The following is a 24,098-nucleotide window of genomic DNA, read 5'->3' on the forward strand; positions in this document are numbered from 1 at the left end:
GCGTGCTGCACTCGATGCCCCTTTGTTTTATGCGCAGCTAGCTGGTGCGGACCTTCAGGCCCGGGTTGTCGCCGAGGATGGCGTTGATGGGGGTGGCGAACAGCTGCGGCGAATCGCCGATCAGCGTCGTCACGACCGCGGCCACCTCGCAGTACTTCATGTCGCCGACGTTCGAGGCGCTGGAGATGCCCAGGGCGCGGTTGCCGGTGACGACGGTGCCGCCGCTGTCACCCTCGAGGGCACAGATGTTGGCGGAGAAGCCGTTTCGCAGGGTCCGCTTGCCGACCTGGACCGTCTGGTCGACCGCGTTGATGGTGCCGCAGGTGAACCCGGTGGTCAGGCCCGACTTGCAGACGGGCGCACCGACGACCGGATCGGCGGTGCCGGCGATCGCCAGCGGGGCCTGCCGGGGCACGCGCACCAGGTTGTTCTGGAAGCGCGGAGCGGCCCCGTTGTCGATGCGGATCACCGAGAAGTCGTGACCGTCGAGGTTGGTGCGGGCGAACGTGCCGAATCGCGGACCGAAGACGCCGTCGGACGGCATCTGGAACGCGATGGAGGCGGCCTGGGTGCCCGCGGCGTCACGGTTCGGATCGCAGTGTCCCGCAGAGATGTTCACGGTTGCGCCGCTGCCGTCGGTGCCGTTGAAGCCGAGCGAGCAGCGGAACGCGCCGTCCGCGTTCTCCGCGGCGTAGGAGTCGCCGCCGAGCAGTGCGTCGGCCGGGGCACCGCCGTTGTTGACGGCGGCCGGGGCCACCGAGCCGAGCGCGGGCGACAGGGCCAGCACCGCGCCGTCGAGGAAGTCCGGCAGCTGCAGGCCCGCGATCTCGGCGGTGTTCGTCGCCCGCAGCACCAGGTGGTTGTTGACGGTGTCGACGACCGCGCCGCCGACCAGGCCGGCGAGCGGCGCGGGCAGCTTGGCGATCCAGCTGTTGGCCATCGCGAGCTGATCCTGCAGTGCCTTCTCGCTGCGCGGCAGGTCCTTGACGGTGTACCCGGCGGCCTCCGCGACCTTGCGGGCGGCGTCGGCGCCCTTGCCGCCGGTCAGGCCGATCAGCGGGTTGCCCGACGGGTCGAGCCAGGCGCCCGCGAACGCATCCGGGAACTTGGCGCGAAGGTCGTTCGCGAACCCGACCAGCTTCTGACCGGACTCGGCCTTCGCCAGGTACTGCTCCGGGCTAAGGCCGAGGTCGCGCTGGATGGCCATCACGAGTCCGGCGGGCAGCGGGGTGGCCGGCGCCGGGGCAGCGGGTTCCGCGTGGGCGAGGGCTGCGGACGGAGCGATGAGGAGCAGGGCTGCGGTACCGATCATCGCGGCACGACGTGCGCGAACGCTTCGCATGGGGACCTTTCCGTGTCGAAGGCATGCAGGTCGAAGGCATGCGGACATGACGCAGCCGACAACGGCCGAGTCGAGTCCCTCGACTATATGGGGTTGACCGGCCCTTGCATACCGGGACCGGTAAATAGTGGCGAAGTCGAAAAGTGCCGGTCACCCGCGAGCGCACCCTCGGTCCCAAAGCAGCGAGGGCCGCACCGAGTGTCTCGGTGCGGCCCTCGCTGGGGTCTGGGGTCAGGCCGGCGCGCTCGCGGTGCGCACCCGCAGGTCATTGCCGAGCTTCGAGTTCGCGCGGTCCAGGATCTTCTCGATCGGGATGCCGATGCTCGCGGTTCCGCCGTCGGGGGCGAGCACCAGGTTGGCCTCCACACAGCTCGGGGCGCCGCCGGAGTTCGAGCCGCTGGTGACGCCGAGGGCGCGGGTGCCCGTGAGGATCGCGCCACCGCTGTCACCGCTGAGTGTGCAGGTGGATCCGGCGAAGCCGCGCACCAGGCGGGTGGTTCCGTCCTCCATGTGCAGCGGAGCGTCCACGCTCTCGGCGATGACGAGCCCGCAGGTGAACGTCGAGGTCTGGCCCGACTTGCAGATCGGCGCGCCGACCACCGGCCGGGCGGTCCCGGTGACGGTGACGGTGGTGCCGTTCGCGCCCCGCACCGACGGTGCGTTCAGGCCGGCCGCCACGCCCGCGTCGTTCAGCTTGATCAGCGAGTAGTCCAGGCCGTCGGCCTCCACGCCCATCGCGGAGTTCGAGAAGGCGCCGATCTGGGTGCTGCGGGAGACGTCCTGGTAGTCGGGCAGGTACACCGGCGAGCCGGCGCCGACGCCCGGGTGCTCCTGGCTCGGATCGCAGTGCCCGGCGCTGATGTTGTAGGACTCGCCATTGCCCGCGACGCTGTTGAACCCGAACGAGCACACTCCGATCTCGTTCGGCTGGGTCTCGTGGGACAGCGGCTTGGCGGTGGTGACGTAGGTGTCGCCGCCCTGCGGGCCCTGGTGCACCGGACCCGGTCCGCCCGGCGTCAGCACCACCTTCAGCTGCGCGAGCAGCGTCGGCAGGTTCAGTGCCCGCCCGATCGGGCTGTTGACCACGTCGATGACGATCTGGTTGTCGAGCACGTCGATCGACGTCGAGTTGATCTGCGAGGACACGTCCTTGGGCAGCCCGGTGATCCAGCTGTTCAGCTGGGCGAGCGCGGTCTCCAGCGTGTTCGCGGACACCGTCGCCATCTTGGTGGCGTAGCCGTCCCTGGCGACCTGGTGCGCGGCCTCGGTGGTGGTCACCGCGACCACCGGAACACCGTCGGTGCCCAGCCACGATCCGGCGTAGCTGTCCGGCCGGTGCGTGCGCAGGCCGTCCGCGTAGCTGCCGAGGCGCTGCGCGAGTTCGGCTCGGTCGAGGTACTGCTGCGGAGTCAGCTTCAGATCGCGGGAGATGGCCTCGACGAGGTCGGGCGGTAACTGCTCTGCCTGCTTTTCGGTGGAGAGGTGTTCATGCGGCGCGGCCTGTGCGACAGCGGTGACCGGGAGGAGCGTGGCCGAGGCCAGGATGGCGGCGCGGAACGCCAGCGGCAGACGCATGAAGACCCTTCGTTGCGAGCGGACGGTTGTCAGCGCTCCACCTTAGGGCAAAGCCCGAAGCGCCGGCCGTAATCGCAGATCAATCAAGGTGCTACGCCGAGAGGTTCGACGATCAGGGTGCCGGCGGCTCGGTGGTCGTGGTGGTGGTGGTCGTCGTGGTGGTCGTGGTCGTGGTGGTGGTGGTCGTAGTCGTGGTCGTCGTCGCAGCGGTCGTCGTGACGGTCGGCGGGGGCGCCACCACCGACGACGGGATCACCACCGGCGGAAGGGCCACGGTGGTGGTCGGGGCGACGGTGATGCGGGCCGGTGTGGTGGTCTCGATCGTGGGGACGGGAATCGCCGCGCCCGTGGTCGTGGTCGGGGCGGGCGCGGTCGTGGTGGTGATCGCGGCGGTGGTGGTGGTCGCGGGCACGATGTGCGGGACCGGCGTACCGGAGGTGTCGCCGCCGAGCAGGGCCGCCGCCGCGACGATCGCGCCGAGCAGCAACCCGCCCGCGACCCCCGCGGCGATCAGAATGGTCCGCCTGCGCGCCGGATCCGCGGCGGCCCGCGCCTCGGCGGCCGGCAGCACCTGAGACACCGGCTGTCCGGGTCCGGCCTCGGTGAACGCCCCCGGCGGTGCCGGCACGACCAGGGCCGGCAGCGAGTCCGTGTCGGCGTCGCCCGAGGGCGTCGGCGCGGCTGCGATGGGTGTGGTGGCGGCGGACGCGAGCGCGGTCCCGGCCACGGCGGTCCGAACGCTCGCCGAATCCCCGCCCGAGGCCAGGATCGCGGCGCCCAGCGCGGCGACGTGTGCCGGCGCGGCGACCGTCGCGATTCCGAGGGTCGCCGCCGCAAGTTCCGACACCAGCGGCATTGCCGCGCCGCCCCCGGTCAGCAGCACCGTCCGCACGTCGGCCGGATCGAGCTCGTGGGCGCGAGCCGTCTCGTCGACCAGGGACAGCGACCCCTGGATCGGTCCGAGCAGCATCTCCTCCAGCTCGGCGCGGGTGAGCGGGACCGTGGTGTCCACCCCGGCCAGTGTGACCGCGACCGTCGCCTCGTCGGCGGAGCCGAGCTGCTCCTTGGCCACACGGCAGCGGTCGCGCAGCGTCGCCAGTTCCGCCTGCGTCGTCGGATCGGACAGATCTATCGGACCCAGGTCCGCGGCGACCGTACCGAGCACGTGTTCGACGACGGTCCGGTCGAAGCTGTCGCCACCGAACAGGGTGGAGAACGTGGACGGTCGGAGCAGCCCGTACGAGGCGGGGGAGGCGGTGCGCACCAGCGAGACGTCCAGTCCGGCGGCGCCCAGGTCGAACACCGCGACGACGCCGTCGCCGAGCGGGCCGTGCGCGGCCTCGAGCCACGCGACGGCGGCCACCGGATCCGACACCAGCGTCACGCCCCCGAGTCCGACGTGGTCGAGCGCATCGCGCATCGCGTCGACCGTGGGGTCGTCCCAGCGTGCCGGGTGGGTCGCGACGATGCTCGGATGGTCGGGCAGGTCGGCGAAGGTCTCGCGCGCGAGGGTCACCAGCGCGCTCATCGCCGTCGCGACGAGATCTTCGGCCCGGTACGCGGTTCCGTCGGACCGGGGCACACCCGCCGGGTCGCCGACCTTCGCGACGAAGCCCACGACGACCCTGTCGGCGTCCGGTTCGGGGCCGAGTGCGACTTCGTCCGTCCCGTCCGCCAGCTCACTGAGGCGCAGCGTGGAGCGCCGGGTCAGGGCGGGCGGATCGGCGAGCGCGATCTCTGCGTCGAGGCAGACCACGGTCGAGTTGAGGTTTCCGACGTCCAGCCCGAGCGCCGCGGCCATCCGTGTCCCCCTCGGTAGTGCGAAGTATGTCGGGTCACAGTATCGGCCGACGGATCCCGGACCGGGGACCCACGTGGCCTGCGAGGCTGGCCGGGTTGTCCTACGCTCGATCACAGTGCGTCGCCGAGGCGGGAATCCGCGGCCGGGCCGGCTCCCGACTGCCGATGAGCGCAATGTCGATGAGCGCAATGTCGATGAGCGGAGGCAGATGAGCAGTCCCACGCCCCAGCCCGTGCTCGAACCCCTGAGCGCCGCCGCGCTCTTCCTGGTGGTGGTCGCGGGTCCGGAGCCCGAGGACGCGGCCCGACTGCTCGACGTCGCGTCCGACGTGGGGTCGCTGGTGCGCGCGGTCGGATTCCGTGAACTCGGGGGCTCGCTCCACTGCGTGGTGGGGATCGGCTCGGACTTCTGGGACCGGTTCGGCGCGGAGGGGCGACCGGCCGGCCTGCACCGGTTCGTCCCGCTGACGGGCGAGGTGCACAGCGCCCCGGGCACGCCCGGCGACGTGCTCTTCCACATCAAGGCCGCCCGCGCCGACCTGTGCTTCGAGCTGGGACGGCAGATCGTCACCGCGCTCGGCGCCGCCGCGACCGTCGTCGACGAGGTCACCGGATTCCGCTACTTCGACGCCCGCGACCTGCTCGGCTTCGTTGACGGCACCGAGAACCCCACCGGCCCCGACGCCGGGTCCGCGGCCCTCATCGGCGCGGAGGACCCGGCGTTCGCCGGCGGCAGCTACGTGATCGTGCAGAAGTACCTGCACGACATGGCTGGGTGGGCGGCGCTGAGCGCGGCGGAACAGGAGCGGGTGATCGGGCGCACCAAGCTCGAGAACGTCGAACTCGACGACGATGTGCGACCGTCGAATTCGCATGTCTCGCTCAACACCCTCGTCGACGACGACGGAACCGAGCGGGAGATCCTGCGCGACAACATGCCGTTCGGAAGTCTCGCCGCGGGCGAATTCGGCACGTATTTCATCGGATACGCGAAGGATCCCGCGGTGACGGAGGAGATGCTCCGGCACATGTTCCTCGGCGATCCACCGGGCAACTACGACCGGATCCTCGACTTCTCGTCCGCCGTCACCGGCACCCTGTTCTTCGTGCCGAGCCGTGACGTTCTCGAATCGCTCACCATCGCAAGCGAACCCGAGATCGAGGTGGAGTCGGTTTCCGAACCCCCGTACGGGCTGTCCCTGCACATCGGTGAACTCAAAGGAGTCGCACAATGACCGATTCGAACAACCTGCACCGGCGACTCGCGCCGGTGACCGAGGCCGCGTGGCAGCAGATCGGGGAGGAGGCTGCGCGCACGTTCAAGCGGCACGTGGCGGGCAGGCGCGTGGTCGACGTCGCGGGACCGTTCGGGTACTCGTACTCGGCGCACAACCTCGGCCGGGTGCGATCGATCAGCTCCGCGGACAGCAGGATTCGCGCGCAGTTGCGTGAGGTCCACCCCCTGGTGGAGTTGCGGTACCCGTTCACGCTCAGTCGGGCCGAGATCGACGACGTGGACCGCGGTTCGCTCGACTCGGACTGGCAGCCGGTCAAGGACGCGGCCAAGGCCCTCGCGTTCGCCGAGGACCGCGCGGTGTTCGCGGGCTACGAGGAGGCCGGCATCCGCGGTCTCGGACCGTCCAGCAGCAACCCGACCCTGGAGTTGCCGTCCGACCCGCTGGTGGTGCCCGACGCGGTGGTCTCCGCGCTGTCGGCGTTGCGCCTGGCCGGCGTGGAGGGCCCGTACTCGGTGGTGCTGGACGCGGACGCCTACACCGCCGTCAGCGAGACCCGCGACGAGGGTCATCCGGTGTTCCATCACCTCCAGGACCTGGTCGACGCCATCGTCTGGGCTCCGGCGGTGCGCGGCGGGTACGTACTCTCGACCCGCGGCGGGGACAACCAGCTCACCCTGGGCACGGACCTGTCGATCGGCTACGACAGTCACACCGCCACCGAGGTGACGCTGTATCTCGAGGAGTCCCTGACGTTCTCGTCGTTGACTGCGGAGGCGGCGGTAGTGTTGGCCCGGTGACCTACAGCTACCGCGACGCCAACGTCCTACAGAAGATGATGCGGGCCTCGGGGAGCATTGCGCCGATCTCCTGGCTGTACGCCAGGACCCTGCACCGGATCGACCCCGTGGTCTTCCGGATGACGAAGGGGCGCAGGACTTTCACCGGAATTCTGACCGGGCTGCCGATGGTGATGCTGACCACGACCGGTGCCCGCAGCGGGCAGCAGCGGACGGTGCCGCTGGTCGCGGTTCCGGACGCGGGTCGCTTGGTGGTGATCGCGTCGAATTACGGGCAGGAAGGCAATCCGGCCTGGTACCACAACCTCGTCAAGCATCCCGATGCTTCTCTGACGATCGACGGCGGGGAGCCGCGGGCGGTGCGGGCGTACGAGGCGGAGGGGTCCGAGCGGGAGCGGTTGTGGGCGCTCGACCTCGAGGTGTACCCGGGCCGAGCCAGCTACCAGCAGCGCGCCACCGGTCGGCGGATCCCGGTGATGGTGCTCGACTTCGCGGCCGGCTCCTAGTCGACGACGCCTAGCGGGGATTGACGCTGACCACCTTGCAGACGAACTCCTCGAACTTCTCCAGCCAGTCGGCGACGAAGGCCGCGGTGGTCTGGTCGGTGATCTCGCCGTCGTCGTTGATCAGACCCTCGGTGAACTGGATGTAGGCCTCGGGCTGCGCCAGTTCGGGGGAGTTGACGAACGACAGGATGCTCCGCAGGTGCTGCTGCCCGACTGCGGTGCCGATCTTGCCGGGGGAGGTGCCGATCACGGCGGACGGCTTGTGCGCGAACGAGTTCTGCCCCCACGGCCGCGAACCCCAGTCGATGGCGTTCTTCAGCGCGCCGGGAACCGAGCGGTTGTACTCGGGCGTGACGAAGATCAGCGCGTCGACCGCGGCGATGGCCTTCTTGAACGCCAGGCCCTCGGGCGGATAGTCGGCGTCGAAGTCGTGGTTGTAGAGCGGCAGGTTCCCGATCGGTATCTCCCTCAGCTTGAGGTTGCTCCCGGAGCTGAGCCGCAGCAACGCTTTTGCGAGCCTGCGGTTGATCGAGACCTTGGAGAGACTACCGACGAACACGCCCACCTGGTACGACATCTTCGGCCACCTTCCCGGATCGGCTGGTCCGGATCGAGAGCTGGGATTCCACCTTCGCCTGCGGCTACCGAGGCTACGCCCCGTGACCCATCGCCCGCAGCATCGAGAGCATCTCCGCCCGCGACTGCGCACCCAGTCGTCGACGGATCCGCGCGACGTGGTGCTCGACCGTCTTCGCCGAGATGAACAGCCGGCCGCCGATGTCGCGGTAGGTCAGGCCGGTCACCAGCAGGCGTGCCACGTCGGACTCGCGCTCGGTCAGGGTCGCGCCGATCGGACGCTCGGTACTCGGTTCGCCCGTCGACGCCGGGGTCGGGCTGGGGCGCAGCGACCGCGCCACCTGCAGTAGCGCGGTGGCGGTCGCGGTGTCGCCGACCCGCAGGGCGGCCTCGCTGGCGAGCCGGGCACCGTCCCAGGGCAACCCGATGGCGCCGAGCGTGCACGCGGCCTGTTCGACCTGCGCGGCGTCGATCTCGCCCTGCAGCACCCGCAGCCAGGCGCGTCCCGCACGGGCGAGTCCCGCGGCGTAGGAACTGGTCTCTGCGGCCGCCCCGAGTGCGGCGGCATGTGGGAGCAGGTCCGCAGGTGACTCGGTGAGGATCGCGGCCTGCACCCCGTACCAATGCAGCGGCGAACCCCACAGCGTCGGCTCGCCGAGCCGGGTCAGCAGATCCTCGGCCTGGTCGATCAGGTGCGCCAGGCGGTCGATCTCTTCCAGTCGGGCCGCGCCGAGCCAGAGTTCCCCGAGCGGCAGCAGGCTGAACACGTCCACCGAGTGCTCGGCGATCACGCCCTGCGCCTGGTCCCACGACTGCCGCAGTGCCCCGATGTCGCCGGTGCGCCGCGCCAGGCCCACCCGCAGCGCGGCGGCGAACAGGCTGTCGCGTGGCCGCAGGTCCGAGGCCGGTATCGAATCCACTCTCTGTGCAGCACATTCCAGATCACCGTGCACCATCGAGACCCAACCGAGCAGGAGCTCGTGCCTGATCCGGTCGACGCTGCCGTCGACGTCGCTGTCGAGTGCACGCTGCAGCACCGACTGGGCGTGGCCGAGTTCACCGCAGTGCAGGGCGGCCAGCGCGGTGACCGCGGCGGCGCTGTCGGGGAGCAGTCGCGGGCGGGAGGTGTTCGCGGCCAGGGACAGCGCGCGCGACAACGAGTTCAGCGCGATGGGGGTCGAGCCCGCCATCGACTCCCGCAGACCGGCTGCCAGCAGCGCATCGGCAGCGGTCGCGGAGGTCGGCGGCGCGTCGGCGGCCGCGCCGGCCATCGTCGCCGCGGCAGCGGGTCGACCGGCGGCGAGCAGCACCATCTCGGCGATCGACCGGTCGGTGCCCGCGCGGCCGGCGCCGAGCCACTCGTAGAGGTCGGCGCTGCGGGCCAGCATGCCCTGGCGCGCGGCCGTGCTGGCCGCGATCCGCACGGCCGCCGCGAGCTCCTCGGGGGTGGACTGTGCGGCCCGCTCGAGCAGCCCGTCGGCGAGGCGGGCCGCGGTCTCGACGTCGCCGCTGCGTCCCGCGGCCTCCGCTCGGCGCAGCGCGAGGGTCTCGGCGTTCCCGCCCGCCCACACCGCCTCCTCGTACAGCACGGCGGACAGCCGCGGTGGAGCCGATTCGGCTTGGCTGGAAAGGAATTCGGACAGATCGGGATCGGCGATACCGGCCGAGGCGAAGGCGCGGGCAGCGGACAGGTCGAGGGCGCCCAGGGACAGCTTGGTGTGGAGCGCGTCGGCCTGCAGGCCCGCGAGCTGCGCAGCGCCGAGGGTCGCCCGCAGCGGCTCGGCGGCGGACACGAGCAGGGTGTCGGACGGCAGCAGCAGGCCACAGCCGCGGGCCCGGTCCACGAGGTCGCGTCCGGCGCTGGGATCGAGGGAGAGCTGGCGGGCCAGTTCGGCGCCGTCCAGGCCCGCACCGATCGCCGCGACGGCCAACGCAGAGAGGAGGTCGGTATCGAATCCGGCGAGTGCCTCGGCGTGACAGGACGCCACCGCCGACGCGACCGAACGTTCCATGCCGGTCGTCGCCCCCGCGCGTGCGCCGCGGAGCGAGTCGAGGGCGGCGTCCACACAGCGGGGGAGCCCGCCGGTGAGCCGGTGGATGAGGGTGGCCAGTTGCGCGGGAAGGGAAGCTCCCAGAAGGATTTCCGCACGCGAGGCGACCTCGCGCGGCGAGAGGTGGCCGAGCGTGACAGTGCCGTCCATCGCTGCGGTCAGCGCGCGTAGAGCGTCGTTCCCCGGTCGAGGTTCGGCGGCCACCACGAGTGTGAGGTCGGTCCGCGGTGCGAGGGCGGTGATCGCGCCGAGGGTCGCCGCCGGAAGCAGGTGGGCGTCGTCGATCACCAGCGTGGAACCGGGCGCGGGTTCGCCGCCCGCCATGCTGGTGGCGACGGTCGCGGGTGCGGTTTCTCGGACGAGCGCGAGCAACGCCGACTTTCCGGTCCCCGACGCGCCGCGCACCAGTCGATGCGGGTGGCCGCCGCGGACCGCGTCGAGCAGCGCCCGGGCGGCCGGGGACGCGGCAGAGGCGGGCGCAGGCGGCGCCAACTGTGACAACACTCTCGACTCCCTCACCCGCCGAACCTATTTCCCGGTGCCGAGCACGCCGCCGAGCACGCCGCCGACACCCTGGCCGACACCGTTGACGAGCCCGCCGACACCGTTCGCCACGCCGCCGACACCCTGGCCGACGCCGTTCGCCACCGCCCCGGCGCCGCCGACCACACCGTTCGCGATCCCGGCGCCGCCGTCGCCCGAAGGCTGGGGGGCCGGCGCGGGGGCCGGAGCCGGAGCGGGAGCCGGTGCGGGAGCAGGGGCCGGCGCGGGGGCCGGCGCGGGAGCCGGGGCGGGCGCGGGTGCCGGAGCGGGAGCGGGAGCGCTGGCCTGCGGCGCGGCGGCGGGTGCCGGTGCACCGGGCGCGGGGGCCGAACCTGCCGTACCGCCCGCCGGTGCCTGATTGCCTCGCGTCGCGGCCACCTGCGCCGCGGTCTCGGCGGTCTGTGTCGGATCGCCCGACCCGGCGGCCGGCGCGACCGCCGGCGTGCCGTCCGGGTTCACCGTCGCGGAGATTCCGACCTGCGCAATCGGATTCGCCGTTCCGTGCGTCGTGGTGTCGGCCACCGGAGTTGTGCCGCTGCTGGTGGGGTTGAAGGCCCCGGTGCCGAGAGACAGGCCGCCCGCGGCCAGCAGGGCGAACGCGGCGGCGGCCGTGGTGACGATCGCAGCCTTCTTCGGGGTGCTCATCCCGCCGCCGAGGCGGCGTCGCCCGGACGGCGAGGGTGCCGCCGTGCGTGCGGAAACCGTGACGGGCGAGAACATTTCGGTGCGATCCTCGGCTGCCACGTCAGCGGCGGCAAGGGTCGCGCCGAGCACGGCGAGGGCGGCCGTGTCCTCCTCGGGCGGAGCGATCGTGGCCGCGCCGATCGCCGCGGCCCCCTTCGCCGCGGTACGAGCGGGATCGACATCGGCGAGCACCGGCAGACGCAGTTCCGCCGAGAGCAGTTCGGTGACCAGCGGGATGGCCGAGCTGCCGCCGGTCAACAGCACCGCGCCCACGTCCGAGAGCTCCAGTCCCGCGCTGCGCAGGGTCTCGCGTACGAGTTCGAGCGAGTCGGCGAGCGGCTCGCGGATCAGGTCCTCGAGTTCCTCCCGAACCAGTCGAACGTCGCTGCGGCAGCCGGGCAGGTCGATCGCGATGACCGTCTCGGTATCCGAGGACAGCGCCTCCTTCGCCTGTCTGCACCGCGCCCGCAGTTCGTCGAGCGCGGTCACCGCGGCCGGGTCGAGCGGATTCAGCTCACCGAGTTCGGCGGTGACGCCGTCGAGCACGTATCGCAGCGTGAGGTGGTCGAACTCGGCGCCGGAGAAGTCCTCGGACCGCACCGCCTTCCCGAGGATCTCGATGTTCGAGCCTGGCCGGACCAGGGCGACGTCGAGCGAGTTGCCACCCAGGTCGTACACCAGCACCGGGGCGTCGTCGAGGGACGGTCGGGACCGCTGCAGCCACGCGACCGCGGCCTCCGGCTCGGTGACCAGCGCGACGTCGGGCAGACCCACGCGGTCGAGTGCCTCCGCCAGCACGTCCGACTGGTAGCCCGACCAGGTGGCGGGATGCGCCACAACCACCGTCGGAGCCTCGGCCAGCGGGCGGGAGGCGGCGTCGACGAGGCTGACCACCGCGTCCGCGACGAGCTCCTCGCCGGTGTGCGTCGACCCGTCGTCGGCGATCAGTGCCACCGGATCGCCGACGCGCTGCGCGAAGCCGGACACCAGGGCGCCCTGCGGGCCGGCGGTGCCACCCGATGTCGGCAGCCGAAGGGTGGCCGCGCCGACAACGGGCAACACCAGCGTCGAGGCAGCGGTGATCGCCGTGTCGCGACCGCCGGACTGCTCGCCGCCGTCGGTGACTGCGACCGAGTTGACCGAACCGACAGTGACCCCGAGTCCTACCGACATCGTCATTCTCCCGTGCTCTCGGATGCGGTTGGTTGAGTACCGCTGATATGCCCAGTGTCGTGCGCGGGGACGGTTTCGTTACCGTTTGCGGCGACAAAATCGCAGATGAGGGGCATTTCCCCTATGTCGGGGGGATCCCCTATGTCACCCTCCCCGTCGACGCCTCGACCAATGGGGGGAGTTGACCCCGTTGGGCAAACGTCGCCCGGTCCATAGCGTCGAAGGCAAGAATTTCGCTCGAGTTCGCTGCTTCATCGAACTTCCCGCTTCACCGAATTTCAGGAGACCGACATGGCCACCAACGCGCTACTCGACTTCATCCTCAGCCTCCTGCGGGACGACGAGGCCCGCGCGCTGTACTGCAAGAACCCCGACGCGGTGCTCGCCGCGGCCGGCCTGGGCGACGTGTGCAGTGCGGACATCGCCGCGGTCGCCCCGCTGGTCGCCGAGTCCGGCCTGTTCGCGGGTGGCGGTTCGGAACTGACCAGCATCCTGGGCGCGGGCCTCGGCGGTGGCGCCGAAGGCGGCCTCGGCGGCGCCGTGGGTGGTGGCCTCGGTGGTGGCCTCGGCCTCGGCGGTGGCCTCGGCCTGGGTGCCGGCGCCGGGCTCGGCCTCGGCGCGGCAGCCGGCGGGAGCCTCGGTGGCGGTATCGACCTGTCCTCGGAGATCGGTGCGGCGCTGAGCGCGGCCCTCCAGGCGGCCCTGCACATCGGCGGCGAGATCGGCGCGCAGCTCGGTGCCGCGCTCGGCGCGGCCCTGCAGACGTCGGTCGCGGGCGGACTCGACCTGGGCGGCGCGCTCGGCCTCGGTGGCGACATCAGCGCTGCCCTCGGTGGAGCGGTCGGGGTCGGCGGTCAGGTGGTCGCGGACCTCGGCGCCGCACTCAACGCGGCCCTGGCGGGCGCCACCGACATCGATCTCGGTGCGCTGGTCGGGGCGACCGGTGGCGTGGACCTGAGCGCGGTGCTCGGTTCCGCTCTCGGCGTGGGCGGCGCGCTCGGCGCGGATCTCGGTGCGGCGCTCGGCGGCGTGCTCGGTGCGGCGGTCGGCGTGGGCGGCAGCCTGGGAGGCGACCTGGCCGCGGCGCTCGGCGGCGGACTGGACCTCGGTGCCGGGCTCGGTGCCGCGCTGGGAGGTGCGCTGGGCCTCGGAGGCGGCCTGAGCACGGCGCTCGGCGGCGCGCTCGACGCCGCGATCGGTGCGGGTGGCGGCCTCGGCGCGGAGCTGACCGGGCTGCTCTCCGGTGGACTGGGCGGTGGGCTCGGGGCGGGGCTCGGTGGACTGGTCGATCTGGCGGGTGGTCTCGGCGGTGGTCTCGGTGGTGACCTGAGTGCGGTCTTGAGCAGTGCGCTCGGTGGTGCGCTGGGTGCGGGCGGGGCGATCGGAACCGATCTGGGTGGTGCGCTCGGTGGCGTGCTCGGTGGTCTGGTGGATGCGGGTGCGGGCCTGGATCTCGGTGGGGCCCTTGGCCTCGGTGGCGCGCTCGCGGGTGCGCTCGGCGGCGGGCTGGGGCTGGGCACCGGCGTCACCGCGGACCTGGGTGCCGCGCTGAATGCGGCGCTCAACGCGGGCGGACTGACGAACATCGGTGGTGACCTGACGGGGGCGCTGGGCGGAGTGCTCGGTGGTGACCTGGCCGGTGCGCTCGGTGGTGATCTGAGCGCGGCGTTGAGCAGTGCGCTCGGTGGTGCGCTGGGTGCGGGTGGGGCGATCGGCACCGATCTGGGTGGCGCGCTCGGTGGGGTTCTGGGTGCGGCGCTCGGCGCGCAGGGCGGCCTCGGTGGCGCGCTCGACGCGGCGCTGGGTGGCGGCGCCGATCTCGGTGGCGCGCTGAGCGGTGTGCTCGGCGGTGTGCTCGGCCTGGACGGTGGCCTGGCCGGCAGCCTCGGCACTGCGTTGGGCGGTGCACTGGGAGCGGGCGGGTTGACCGGGCTCGACTTGGGCGGTCTGCTCGGCGGTGGCCTGGACGCCGGACTGGGCGGTGACCTCGGTGCTGCCCTGAGCGCCGCGCTCGGCGCGGGTGGCGGGTCGGACCTCGGTGCGGCCCTCGGGACCGCGCTCGACGGCGTCGTCGGCGGCGGCCTCGACCTCGGCGCGCTGGCCGGCGCGGAGGGCGGCCTCGGCGGTGCGATCAGCTCCGCACTCGGCGGTGCACTCGGCGTCGACGGCGGCCTGACCTCCGATCTCGGGGCGGCGCTCAACGGCGCGCTGAACGTCTCGGACCTCGACCTCGCGGCCGGGACCGGGCTCGGGGGTGCGCTCCAGAGCGCCTTCGGGGTCGGCGGCGAGATCGGCTCCAATCTCGGCGCCGCGCTCGGAGGGGTGCTCGGCGCCGGCTTGGGTGGCGATCTCGCCGCCGATCTCGGCGCCGGCGCCGGGGTGGGCGCCGGACTGGACCTGGGCACCGCGCTCAGCGGGGCGCTCGGCGCCACCGGCGGAGCGGGCGCGTCCCTGAGCACGGCCCTCGACTCCGTCCTCGGTGCGGGCGGCGCCGCGACCGGCGGGCTCGGCGGACTGCTCGGCGCCGGTGGCTCGGCGACCGCCGGACTGGGTGGACTGGTCGGCGCGGGCACCGGCCTGGCGGGTGGACTCGACACCGCACTCGGCGGTGTGATCGGCGCCGGCGGCGGTACCGCCGCGGACCTCAATTCCGCACTCAACGGCGCCGCGAACGGCGCCGTCGACACCACGGCCGGCCTCGGAGAGGGACTGACCGCGGGGCTCAGCGGCGGTCTCGGCGGGCTGATCGACGCCGGCACCGGGCTCGGTACCGACGTGACCGGCGCGCTGCACACGGCGACGGACGCCGGAGCGGGCCTGACCGGCGCGGTCTCCGGTGTCACCGATGCGGGGGCGGGCCTGACCGGCGCCGTCTCCGGGCTGGCGGGTGCGGGGGCCGGGCTGACCGGCGCGGTCTCCGGCCTCGCCGACGCCGGTGCCGGCCTGACCTCCGGCCTGGATGCGGCCGCGAACATCGGTAGCCACCTCGGCGCCACCGTCGGTGGTGCGGCCGGGGCGGCGGGTGCCGCGGGCGGTGCGGTCACCGGCTCCGGCACCGCCTCGGGCACGGCAACGGGCTCCGGTGCCGCGTCCGGCGGCGCGGAGGGCTCGGCGACGACAGGCGGGCACGCCGGCGGCGACCTGGTCGGCGGCCTCACCTCGGGCCTGCAGAGCGCGGTCGGCGGTGTGACCGACGTGATCGGTTCCGGGGTCGGGCACGCGTCCGGCGCGGCAGCGGGCGGCGGCAACGCCTGGTCCTCCGTCGACGCCTCGCATGCCTTCGGCAACGAGACCACCGCGACCCACGAGTCCGACACCGGGCTGTTCTCCAACGGCATCGGCGGCGCCACGAGCGGCCTGTTCGGCGAGCACCACGACGCGGCGGCCGCCGAAACCCACACCGGTGGCGACACCACCGGGCACGTGGATCCGATGCACCACTGACGTATCGCAGCTGTAACGAAAACGGCCCCGCACACGCTATTGGTGTGCGGGGCCGGTCTTCGCGGAGAGAAATGTGGGTCGGGTTCATGGACAACGCATCGGGAGCGGTCGGCACGCCTGGGACGGGCGCCGCAGCCAGGTCGGCGGCGACGGCAGAGATGGTCGCGATGCTCGACGGCACCGCCGACATCGCGCGGGCCGCGGGCCGCGGTGATCTGGTCGCGAGGCTGGAGGGCGCGACCAGCCGGGTGCTCGATCCGCGGATGCGGATCGTCGTGGTCGGTCCGCTCAAGCAGGGCAAGAGCCAGCTGGTGAACTCGCTGCTCAACCTGAACATCTGCACGGTCGGCGACGACGAGACCACCGCCGTCCCGACGGTCGTGCAGCACGCCGAGACGGCGTCCGCCGAACTCGTGCTCGCCGAGCCCGGTGCGGAGCCGGTGCGGGTGCCGTTTCCGCTGGACCAACCCGACCGGCTCACGCCCGCGACCCCGCTCGCCGGCGGGCGCGAGGTGCTGCGGGTGGAGGTCAGCGTGCCCAGCCCGCTGCTGGCGGACGGGCTCGTCCTGGTCGACACTCCCGGCGTAGGCGGGCACGGAAACCCGCACGCGGCAGCCACTCTCGGCTTGCTGCCCGCCGCGGACGCGGTGTTCGTGCTGTCCGACGCGAGCCAGGAGTTCACCGAACCCGAACTCGCCTTCGTCCGGCAGGTCCTCGGGCTGTGCCCCACGATGGCCTGCCTGATCAGCAAGACCGACCTGTACCCGCACTGGCGCGAGATCGTCGAGGCCGACCGCGGCCACCTCGCCAAGGCCGGTCTGTCCGTGCCGCTCATCCCGGTGTCGTCGGCGTTGCGCTCGCACGCGCTGCGGTTGCAGGACGCCGAACTCAACGCCGAGTCCGGTTTCACAGCGCTCTACGACTTCCTGCGCGAGCAGGTGGTCGCTCGCGGAGACGTGACCACCCGGCGCGCGGTCGCGCTGGACGTGCACTCGGTCTCCGAACATCTGACCCTCGCACTGGGCAGCGAGCTCGCGGCGCTGCGCGACCCGGAGAAGGGCGCCGCAGCGGTCGCCGAGTTGCAGCGGGCGAAGGTGGCCGCGGAGGAGCTGCACAAGCGCACCTCGTTGTGGCAGCAGACCCTCTCCGACGGCATCACCGACCTCGCCGCCGACATCGACCACGACCTGCGGGACCGGCTGCGCCGCGTCACCCGGGAGGCGGAGGAGACGGTCGACGAGGGCGACCCGGGCAAGGACTGGGCGCAGCTCGGCGAGTGGCTCGAGGAGCAGGTCGCGACGTCGATCGGCGACAACTTCGTCTGGGCGCACGACCGGTCGGTGTGGCTGGCCGAGGTGGTGGCCGAGCACTTCGCCGAGTCCGGCGCGGTGGACCTGCCGCACCTGGACGTGGCCGACCTCGACGGCGTCCTCGAGCCGGTGGCCTCGCTCGCCGACCTCGAGTCCGGCCGGATCGGGATCACTCAGAAGGTGCTCGTCGGTATGCGCGGGTCGTACGGCGGCGTGCTGATGTTCGGCCTGATCACCACCATGATGGGCATGGTGCTGGTGAACCCGATCTCGGTGGGAGCGGGCCTGCTGCTCGGGACGAAGGCCTATCGGGAGGATCGGGAGGCTCGAATCCTCAAGCGGCGCAGCGAGGCCAAGATGGCGATCCGTCGTTTCGTCGACGACGTCAGCTTCCAGATCAACAAGGAGTCCAAGGACCGGCTGCGGCTGATCCAGCGGATGCTGCGGGACCACTTCACCGCCATCGCCGAGCAGACGCTGCGATCGTTGAACGATTCGCTGCGCGCCGCGCAGGACGCCGCAAATCTCGCGGCGACCGAGCGGTCTCAGCGGTCCGCCGCGATCGAGGACCAGATGCGCATTCTCGCCGAGCTCAAAGATGCTGCCGGACGGATGATTCCGGCCGTCTCCGGGGAGAGTGCGACGGCATGAGCGTGGGTGCACTCGGGCAGGCGCGCGAGCTGATCGGGGCCGCGCGGGGGCTGTACTCGGCGGACCCCGGGGTGCGAGCCCAGTTGGACGGCTGCGCGGAGCGGATGGCGGAACCGCTGCGCGTCGCGCTGGCCGGGTCGTTGAAGGCGGGCAAGTCGACGTTGCTCAATTCGCTTGTCGGACAGGACATTGCTCCGACGGATGCGACCGAGTGCACCCGGGTGGTGACCTGGTACCGCAGCGGCAGTACGCCGACGGTGACGGCCTGGTACGACGGCGACCGCACGGCCAACGTGCCGGTCCAGCGCCGCGAGGGCAGCCTCAGTTTCGATCTCGGCGGGCTCACCGCGTCGGAGGTGGACCGGCTCGAGGTGGAGTGGCCGGCCCGGGCGTTGCAGCACACCACGATCATCGACACTCCCGGCACCTCCTCGCTCTCGCGGGACGTCTCGGCGCGCACGCTGCGGATGCTCACGCCGGAGGGTTCCGCGTCCGGTGCGGACGCCGTCGTCTACCTGCTGCGCACCCTGAACGCGAGCGACGTGCAGTTCCTCGGCCAGATCGGCGCGCACGTGGGCGGCGAGTCCGGACCGCTCGGCGTGGTCGGTGTGGTCTCCCGGGCCGACGAGGTGGGCGCCGGCCGGCTCGACGCGATGATGTCGGCGAAGGAGGTCGCGTCCCGCCTCGCCGCGGAACTCGAGCTCACCGGGCTGTGTCAGGCCGTGGTCCCGGTGGCGGGGCTGCTGGCGCTGGGCGCGCGCACGTTGCGCCAGAGCGAGTACGCCGCGTTCCGGGCGCTGGCCGACGTGCCCGCGGACGACCTGCAACTGGCGATGCTCTCCGCGGACCGGTTCGCCCGGCCGGACAGCCCGCTGCCCGTCGATGCCCACACCCGCGTGCAGCTCGCGCACCGGTTCGGGCTGTTCGGCATCCGGCTGGCCGTCGCGCTGATCAAGCTCGGAGCGCCCGATTCACCCACGCTCGCAGCCGAACTCGTCGAGCGCAGCGGACTCGACGAGTTGCGTCAGGTGATCGACGTGCAGTTCGGCCAGCGAGCGGACCAGCTCAAGGCGCACTCGGCCCTGCTGGCGCTCGAGCGGGTACTCGCCGTCGATTCCGGTTCGGAGGCGCGACGACTGCTGGTCGCGACCAAGCGCCTGCTCTCGGATGTGCACGGATTTCAGGAGATTCGGCTCCTCGGACGGTTGCGGTCCACGCCGGTCGCGCTGTCCGACGAGGACGCCGCGCGGCTGCAGCGACTGATCGGCGGGTTCGGCATCGCCCACTCCGAGCGGCTCGGGCTCGCCCCCGACGCGGGCGTCGCCGAGCAGCGGGATGCGGCCCTCACCGCGGTGCGCGCGTGGCGGGCTTGGGCCGGGCACCCGTTGGTGGACCGCTTCACCTCCCGCGCCTGCACGGTCGCCGCTCGCAGCGCCGAAGGGGTGCTCGCCGACCTCGGGTGACGGGCTCCATCACTCGGTCCGACTGGCCGATGGTTTCCTTCGCCCTGTCCCCGTGGCCGCGCGGGTCAGGCGAAGGCCGGTGCGACGAATCGTTCGACGAGCTGTCGTTCGGCGGCGGGGTCCGGCATCGGCCAGGTGAGCAGCGCCAGCACGACCCGCACCGTCCACTGAGCGGCGGCGTCCGTCGGCGCGAGGCCGGTGAGCCCGGCGGCGATGCTGCCGAGCCGGGGCGAGGACGCGAGGTAGTCGTCGACGCTGCGCGTGCGCGAACCGGCGAACCACGTGTGCAGGGCCGGATTCGCGCGCACGGCGCGGACGGAGGTCAGGATCGCCTCGACGATCCGTTCCGACCCGTTCAGGGAGGCGACCGCCTCGGACACCTCCGTGGCGACGGCGGCCGCGGCCCGGGTGATCACGCCGTCGAGGATCGCGTCCCTGCCGCCGACGTAGCGGTAGAGGGTGGCGCGTGAGCACCCGGCGCGGGCGGCGACGTCCTCGACGGTGACGGCCTCGAAACCGCGCTCGTCGAGCAGTGCGGCTGCCGCCGCGTAGATGCGTTCGGTCGCGGCGTCGCGGCGGCTGCCGCCGGTCAGCCAGTCGACCCGTTCCACGGCACCGTCCATTTCCGCCCCGATTCTCGTCGACCCAATTTGTCTCACTATGAGACATATTGTGGCAACTTGTCTACACCCGTCATGCTCGCGACCAGCGCTGACGGCGGCCGGACCGGCGCCTCTGAGACGGCCCGCAAACCCGTCCTGTACTGCGGATTCTCGGTTTCGGTCAGGTCATTGACAGCCCCGATTCGACGCTGGCACGGTGTCCGGAGTAACCGACCATCGACAGTGGGAGACCACGTGACCGCCACCGCGCTGACCGGGATCGACGTCCTCGCCGAGGATGTCCTCGACGATCCGTACCCGCTGTACGGGCTGCTGCGCGAGAACGCGCCCGTGCACCGGCTTCCCGGCACCGACTTCTACCTCGTCTCGACCTGGGAGCTGGTCGCGGAGGCCGCCGCCCGCACCGAGGAGTTCTCGTCGAACCTGACCGGCGTCCTGGCCCGAACGGCGGAGGGCGCGTCGGTCACCTTCGACATGAGCGGTGGGGGACAGGCGGTGCACGTGCTCGCGACCGCGGACGATCCCGTCCACCGGCAGCACCGCAAGCAGGTACTGCCGACGCTGGTGGCCAAGCGGGTGCGCGCGCTCGAGCCGGCGGTCGGCGGGCTCGCGCAGCAGTTGTGGGACGAGGGCATCGCCGACGGCCGGATCGACTGGGCGACGGCGATGGCCGACCGGCTGCCGCTGACGATGGTCGCCCACCTCATCGGGCTGCCGCAGCGGGACGTTCCGCAGTTGCTGGTGTGGGCGTACGACAGCACCGAACTGCTCAGCGGAATCGTCGGCGAGGACGATCTCGTTCGTCTGGTCGGTGCGGCGGCCGAGTTGGCGGGCTACCTGCACGCCAAGTTCGAACTGGCGCAGGCGGATCCGCGCGACGATCTCATGGGCGACCTGGCCCGGGCGTGTGCGGCGGGCGAGCTCGCCGAACACGAGGCGGTCCTGATGCTGGTGCAGTTGGTCGGCGCCGGCGGCGAGTCCACCGCGGGTCTGATCGCGTCCGCCGCCCGACTGCTGGCCACCCGGACCGATCTGCAGGCGGCACTGCGCGAGGACCCGGAGCTGATCGACGCCTTCCTCGACGAGACCCTCCGGCTGGAATCGCCGTTCCGCGGCCATCATCGGCACGTGGTCGTCGACTCGGTCCTCGGTGGGGTGACGGTGCCCGCGGGCAGCCACCTGCTGCTGCTGTGGGGTTCGGCCAATCGCGATCCGGCGGTCTTCCCCGACCCCGACGAGTTCGACCTGCACCGGCCGAACATCCGCTCGCAGCTGGCGTTCGGCAAGGGGCTGCACTTCTGTGTCGGCGCGGTCCTGGCCAGGATGGAGGCGCGGGTGGCGGTCTCGCTGCTCCTCGAGCGGAGCGGGCGGGTCGCGCTGGGCGATCCGGACGCCGCGCAGTGGGTGCCGAGCCTGATGGTGCGCCGCCACCGTCGTCTGGTCCTCACGGTCGACGACTGAGGACGGCGGGCTACCGGCGTCGGAGCCAGTTTCCGACGGCCGGCGCGAAAAGTGTTGCGGTGCCGACCAGTACGAGCCCGGCGTAGACCAATGGCGCCCACTGCAGGACTCCGCCCGTCGCGGACGCCGCGTCCGCGAGCAGCGACCAGAACGCGACCGCCGCGCCCGCGGACAGCACGCCGACCACCGCGAGTGCGATCCGGGCGCCGGCGTGGCGTGCTCGCAGCAACTGCAGGCAGATCAGCGCCGCGACCAGCAGGACCGCCGCCGCACCCGCGCTGACGAGCAGGGTCAGGGAGACGGCGTCGCCGATGTCCCGATGCGAGGTGGTGGGGCTCTGCTCGGCGAGGGTGGCCTCGAGGGCCGTCCGTACCGCGCTCAGGTCGAGGGCGGTCGCCGCCGCGATCCCGAACAGGACGGCGAAGGAGGCCACCCACGCCCACGTGGCCAACGCCATCGCGCGCGGCGGGGCGTCGTCGGCGACCGGGTGCCGCGGCTCGACGCGGAACTCGGGCCGCGGCGGGGGCGGGCGGTGCGGGGTCGGGCCCGGGGCCTCCGCGTCGGGCCCGGCCGTCGCGACGTCGTCCGCGTCGGGCCGGACAGCGGTGACCTCGTCCGGTTCGGGCTGCTCGGCGCCTGGGTTCTGCACGTCCGCATCGTATCGGCCGGACCTCCCGTGCCAGGGCCTCGCCGGGGCCGGATCGGACGTGAACTGTGTGCCTCGTCACGTCGGGGAACAAATCCGCCGACAGCCCCCGTTGAGCCATTCGACAGCCTTGAGTGTGGTCGACTCAAGTTTGGCTTGACTCCCGAAATGGGGGGGTGCAAACTTGAGCCTGTGCCACTCACTTAGGGTGAGGAAGCGAGAAACATCCAGCACATCGAGTTCCGGCCGATCCATGGCCGGGCGTGCTGCAACACGTAGGAGGAATCACTATGGCTCGTGCGGTCGGTATCGACCTCGGGACCACCAACTCGGTCGTGGCAGTGCTCGAAGGCGGCGAGCCGGTAGTGGTCGCCAACTCCGAGGGCTCGCGCACCACCCCGTCGATCGTCGCCTTCGCCAAGAACGGCGAGGTGCTGGTCGGCCAGCCCGCGAAGAACCAGGCGGTGACGAACGTCGACCGCACCATCCGCTCCGTCAAGCGTCACGTCGGAACGGACTGGAACGTCGAGATCGACGGCAAGAAGTACACCTCGCAGGAGATCAGCGCGCGCACGCTCATGAAGCTCAAGCGCGACGCCGAGGCCTACCTCGGTGAGGAGATCACCGACGCCGTCATCACCGTTCCCGCGTACTTCGAGGACGCGCAGCGTCAGGCCACCAAGGAAGCCGGCCAGATCGCCGGCCTCAACGTCCTGCGCATCGTCAACGAGCCCACCGCGGCCGCGCTGGCTTACGGGCTGGACAAGGGCGAGAAGGAACAGACCATCCTGGTCTTCGACCTCGGCGGCGGCACCTTCGACGTGTCCCTGCTCGAGATCGGCGACGGTGTCGTCGAGGTCCGCGCGACCTCCGGTGACAACCACCTCGGCGGCGACGACTGGGACGAGCGCATCGTCAACTGGCTCGTCGACAAGTTCAAGGCGTCCAGCGGCATCGACCTGACCAAGGACAAGATGGCCCTGCAGCGTCTGCGCGAGGCCGCCGAGAAGGCCAAGATCGAGCTGTCCTCCTCGCAGAGCACCTCGATCAACCTGCCGTACATCACGGTGGACGCCGACAAGAACCCGCTGTTCCTCGACGAGCAGCTGACCCGCGCCGAGTTCCAGAAGATCACCTCCGATCTGCTCGACCGCACCCGCGCGCCGTTCCAGGCCGTCATCAAGGACAGCGGCATCTCGGTCAAGGACATCGACAACGTCGTGCTCGTCGGTGGCTCCACCCGCATGCCCGCCGTCTCGGACCTGGTCCGCGAGCTGACCGGCGGCCGTGAGCCCAACAAGGGCGTGAACCCGGACGAGGTCGTCGCCGTCGGCGCCGCCCTGCAGGCCGGCGTCCTCAAGGGCGAGGTCAAGGACGTGCTGCTCCTCGACGTCACCCCGCTGTCCCTCGGCATCGAGACCAAGGGTGGCGTGATGACCAAGCTCATCGAGCGCAACACCACCATCCCGACCAAGCGGTCCGAGACCTTCACCACGGCCGACGACAACCAGCCGTCCGTGCAGATCCAGGTCTTCCAGGGCGAGCGCGAGATCGCCTCGCACAACAAGCTCCTGGGATCCTTCGAGCTCGCGGGCATCCCGCCGGCCCCGCGCGGCGTGCCGCAGATCGAGGTCACCTTCGACATCGATGCCAACGGCATCGTGCACGTGACCGCGAAGGACAAGGGCACCGGCAAGGAGAACACGATCAAGATCCAGGACGGCTCCGGTCTGTCCAAGGAGGAGATCGAGCGGATGGTCAAGGACGCCGAGGCGCACGCCGAGGAGGACAAGGCCCGCCGTGAGGAGGCCGAGGTGCGCAACCAGGCCGAGTCGCTGGTGCACCAGACCGAGAAGTTCGTCAAGGACAACGAGGACAAGGTTCCTGCCGACGTCAAGACGAAGGTCGAGGCCGCCATCGCGGAGGCCAACACGGCCCTCGCCGGCACCGACATCGCCGCGGTGAAGGCGGCCGTCGAGAAGCTCGCCACCGAGTCGCAGTCCCTGGGCCAGGCGATCTACGACGCCCAGGCCGCCGAGTCCGCCGCCGGTGACGGCGCCGGTCCGAGCCAGGGCGACGACGTCGTCGACGCCGAGGTCGTGGACGAGCCGGCCGACCAGGACAAGAAGTGACCGCGGAGAACCCCGACCGCGATCCGGCCGAGGCGCCCGCCGCCGACGCCGACACCACCCCGGCCGCCGCTGATGCGGCGGCC

General features: G+C 71.9%; 16 protein-coding genes. 8 read left to right on the forward strand and 8 right to left on the reverse strand.

Annotated elements, in window-relative coordinates:
• Positions 1–37: 37 nt before the first annotated feature.
• From ACFXGJ_RS16535 to ACFXGJ_RS16545, 3 genes are all read right to left on the reverse strand, one after another.
• The gene (locus tag ACFXGJ_RS16535; RefSeq protein WP_378621913.1) at positions 38–1,342 is read right to left on the reverse strand and encodes a S1 family peptidase; all 1,305 of its coding nucleotides are present in this window, start codon (positions 1,340–1,342) and stop codon (positions 38–40) included.
• Between the two features lie 231 nt (positions 1,343–1,573).
• Complete coding sequence (locus tag ACFXGJ_RS16540) at positions 1,574–2,917, reverse strand: S1 family peptidase (RefSeq protein ID WP_378621918.1); 1,344 nt, start codon at positions 2,915–2,917, stop codon at positions 1,574–1,576.
• Positions 2,918–3,029: 112 nt separating this feature from the next.
• Positions 3,030–4,718: an Hsp70 family protein gene (locus ACFXGJ_RS16545; protein WP_378621920.1), complete on the reverse strand. Its 1,689-nt coding sequence runs from the start codon at positions 4,716–4,718 to the stop codon at positions 3,030–3,032.
• A 208-nt stretch (positions 4,719–4,926) separates the two neighbouring features.
• Here ACFXGJ_RS16545 and ACFXGJ_RS16550 point away from each other — a divergent pair, with 208 nt between their 5' ends.
• Genes ACFXGJ_RS16550 through ACFXGJ_RS16560 form a run of 3 tightly spaced genes read left to right on the forward strand, consistent with a single transcriptional unit; the run spans position 4,927 to position 7,258 of the window.
• Entirely contained in the window at positions 4,927–5,952 is a 1,026-nt protein-coding gene (locus tag ACFXGJ_RS16550; RefSeq protein ID WP_378621921.1) for a Dyp-type peroxidase, read from the forward strand.
• Positions 5,949–6,752 carry a family 1 encapsulin nanocompartment shell protein gene (locus ACFXGJ_RS16555; RefSeq protein WP_378621923.1) on the forward strand — a complete coding sequence of 268 codons (804 nt, stop codon included), beginning with the start codon at positions 5,949–5,951 and terminating at the stop codon, positions 6,750–6,752. Before ACFXGJ_RS16550 ends, ACFXGJ_RS16555 begins: the two co-directional genes overlap by 4 nt.
• Positions 6,749–7,258, forward strand: a complete 510-nt coding sequence (locus ACFXGJ_RS16560) for a nitroreductase family deazaflavin-dependent oxidoreductase (RefSeq protein ID WP_378621925.1) — start codon at positions 6,749–6,751, stop codon at positions 7,256–7,258. The genes ACFXGJ_RS16555 and ACFXGJ_RS16560 overlap by 4 nt, the downstream gene beginning before the upstream one ends.
• Before the next feature lie 10 nt (positions 7,259–7,268).
• Here the strand turns inward: ACFXGJ_RS16560 and ACFXGJ_RS16565 are convergent, their stop codons facing one another.
• From ACFXGJ_RS16565 to ACFXGJ_RS16575, 3 genes are all read right to left on the reverse strand, one after another.
• The gene (locus tag ACFXGJ_RS16565; RefSeq protein ID WP_378621928.1) at positions 7,269–7,835 is read right to left on the reverse strand and encodes an NADPH-dependent FMN reductase; all 567 of its coding nucleotides are present in this window, start codon (positions 7,833–7,835) and stop codon (positions 7,269–7,271) included.
• Between the two features lie 73 nt (positions 7,836–7,908).
• Positions 7,909–10,389, reverse strand: coding sequence for a LuxR C-terminal-related transcriptional regulator (locus ACFXGJ_RS16570; protein WP_378621931.1), 2,481 nt, complete (start codon positions 10,387–10,389; stop codon positions 7,909–7,911).
• A 24-nt stretch (positions 10,390–10,413) separates the two neighbouring features.
• On the reverse strand, positions 10,414–12,285 hold the full coding sequence (locus tag ACFXGJ_RS16575) for an Hsp70 family protein (protein WP_378621933.1): 1,872 nt from the start codon (positions 12,283–12,285) through the stop codon (positions 10,414–10,416).
• A 291-nt stretch (positions 12,286–12,576) separates the two neighbouring features.
• Between ACFXGJ_RS16575 and ACFXGJ_RS16580 the strand changes: the two genes are divergently transcribed.
• The 3 genes from ACFXGJ_RS16580 (at position 12,577) to ACFXGJ_RS16590 (ending at position 19,153) form a co-directional block, all read left to right on the forward strand.
• A complete protein-coding gene (locus ACFXGJ_RS16580) occupies positions 12,577–15,729 on the forward strand; it encodes an IniB N-terminal domain-containing protein (protein WP_378621937.1) in 3,153 nt (1,050 codons plus the stop codon).
• 158 nt (positions 15,730–15,887) lie between these two features.
• Complete coding sequence (locus tag ACFXGJ_RS16585; protein WP_378621955.1) at positions 15,888–17,690, forward strand: dynamin family protein; 1,803 nt, start codon at positions 15,888–15,890, stop codon at positions 17,688–17,690.
• The gene (locus ACFXGJ_RS16590; protein ID WP_378621940.1) at positions 17,687–19,153 is read left to right on the forward strand and encodes a dynamin family protein; all 1,467 of its coding nucleotides are present in this window, start codon (positions 17,687–17,689) and stop codon (positions 19,151–19,153) included. The genes ACFXGJ_RS16585 and ACFXGJ_RS16590 overlap by 4 nt, the downstream gene beginning before the upstream one ends.
• Before the next feature lie 65 nt (positions 19,154–19,218).
• Here the strand turns inward: ACFXGJ_RS16590 and ACFXGJ_RS16595 are convergent, their stop codons facing one another.
• Positions 19,219–19,776, reverse strand: a complete 558-nt coding sequence (locus ACFXGJ_RS16595) for a TetR/AcrR family transcriptional regulator (protein ID WP_378621942.1) — start codon at positions 19,774–19,776, stop codon at positions 19,219–19,221.
• A gap of 234 nt (positions 19,777–20,010) precedes the next feature.
• Here ACFXGJ_RS16595 and ACFXGJ_RS16600 point away from each other — a divergent pair, with 234 nt between their 5' ends.
• Positions 20,011–21,237, forward strand: a complete 1,227-nt coding sequence (locus ACFXGJ_RS16600) for a cytochrome P450 (protein WP_378621945.1) — start codon at positions 20,011–20,013, stop codon at positions 21,235–21,237.
• Between the two features lie 10 nt (positions 21,238–21,247).
• On the opposite strand, the gene ACFXGJ_RS16605 is transcribed toward ACFXGJ_RS16600, so the two are convergent.
• The gene (locus ACFXGJ_RS16605; RefSeq protein WP_378621948.1) at positions 21,248–21,886 is read right to left on the reverse strand and encodes a hypothetical protein; all 639 of its coding nucleotides are present in this window, start codon (positions 21,884–21,886) and stop codon (positions 21,248–21,250) included.
• 287 nt (positions 21,887–22,173) lie between these two features.
• Between ACFXGJ_RS16605 and dnaK the strand changes: the two genes are divergently transcribed.
• Positions 22,174–24,015, forward strand: coding sequence for a molecular chaperone DnaK (gene dnaK / locus ACFXGJ_RS16610; protein WP_378621951.1), 1,842 nt, complete (start codon positions 22,174–22,176; stop codon positions 24,013–24,015).
• Positions 24,016–24,098 lie beyond the last annotated feature (83 nt).

The sequence above is a fragment of the Rhodococcus sp. NPDC059234 genome (assembly GCF_042754225.1).
GTDB lineage: Bacteria > Actinomycetota > Actinomycetes > Mycobacteriales > Mycobacteriaceae > Rhodococcus_G.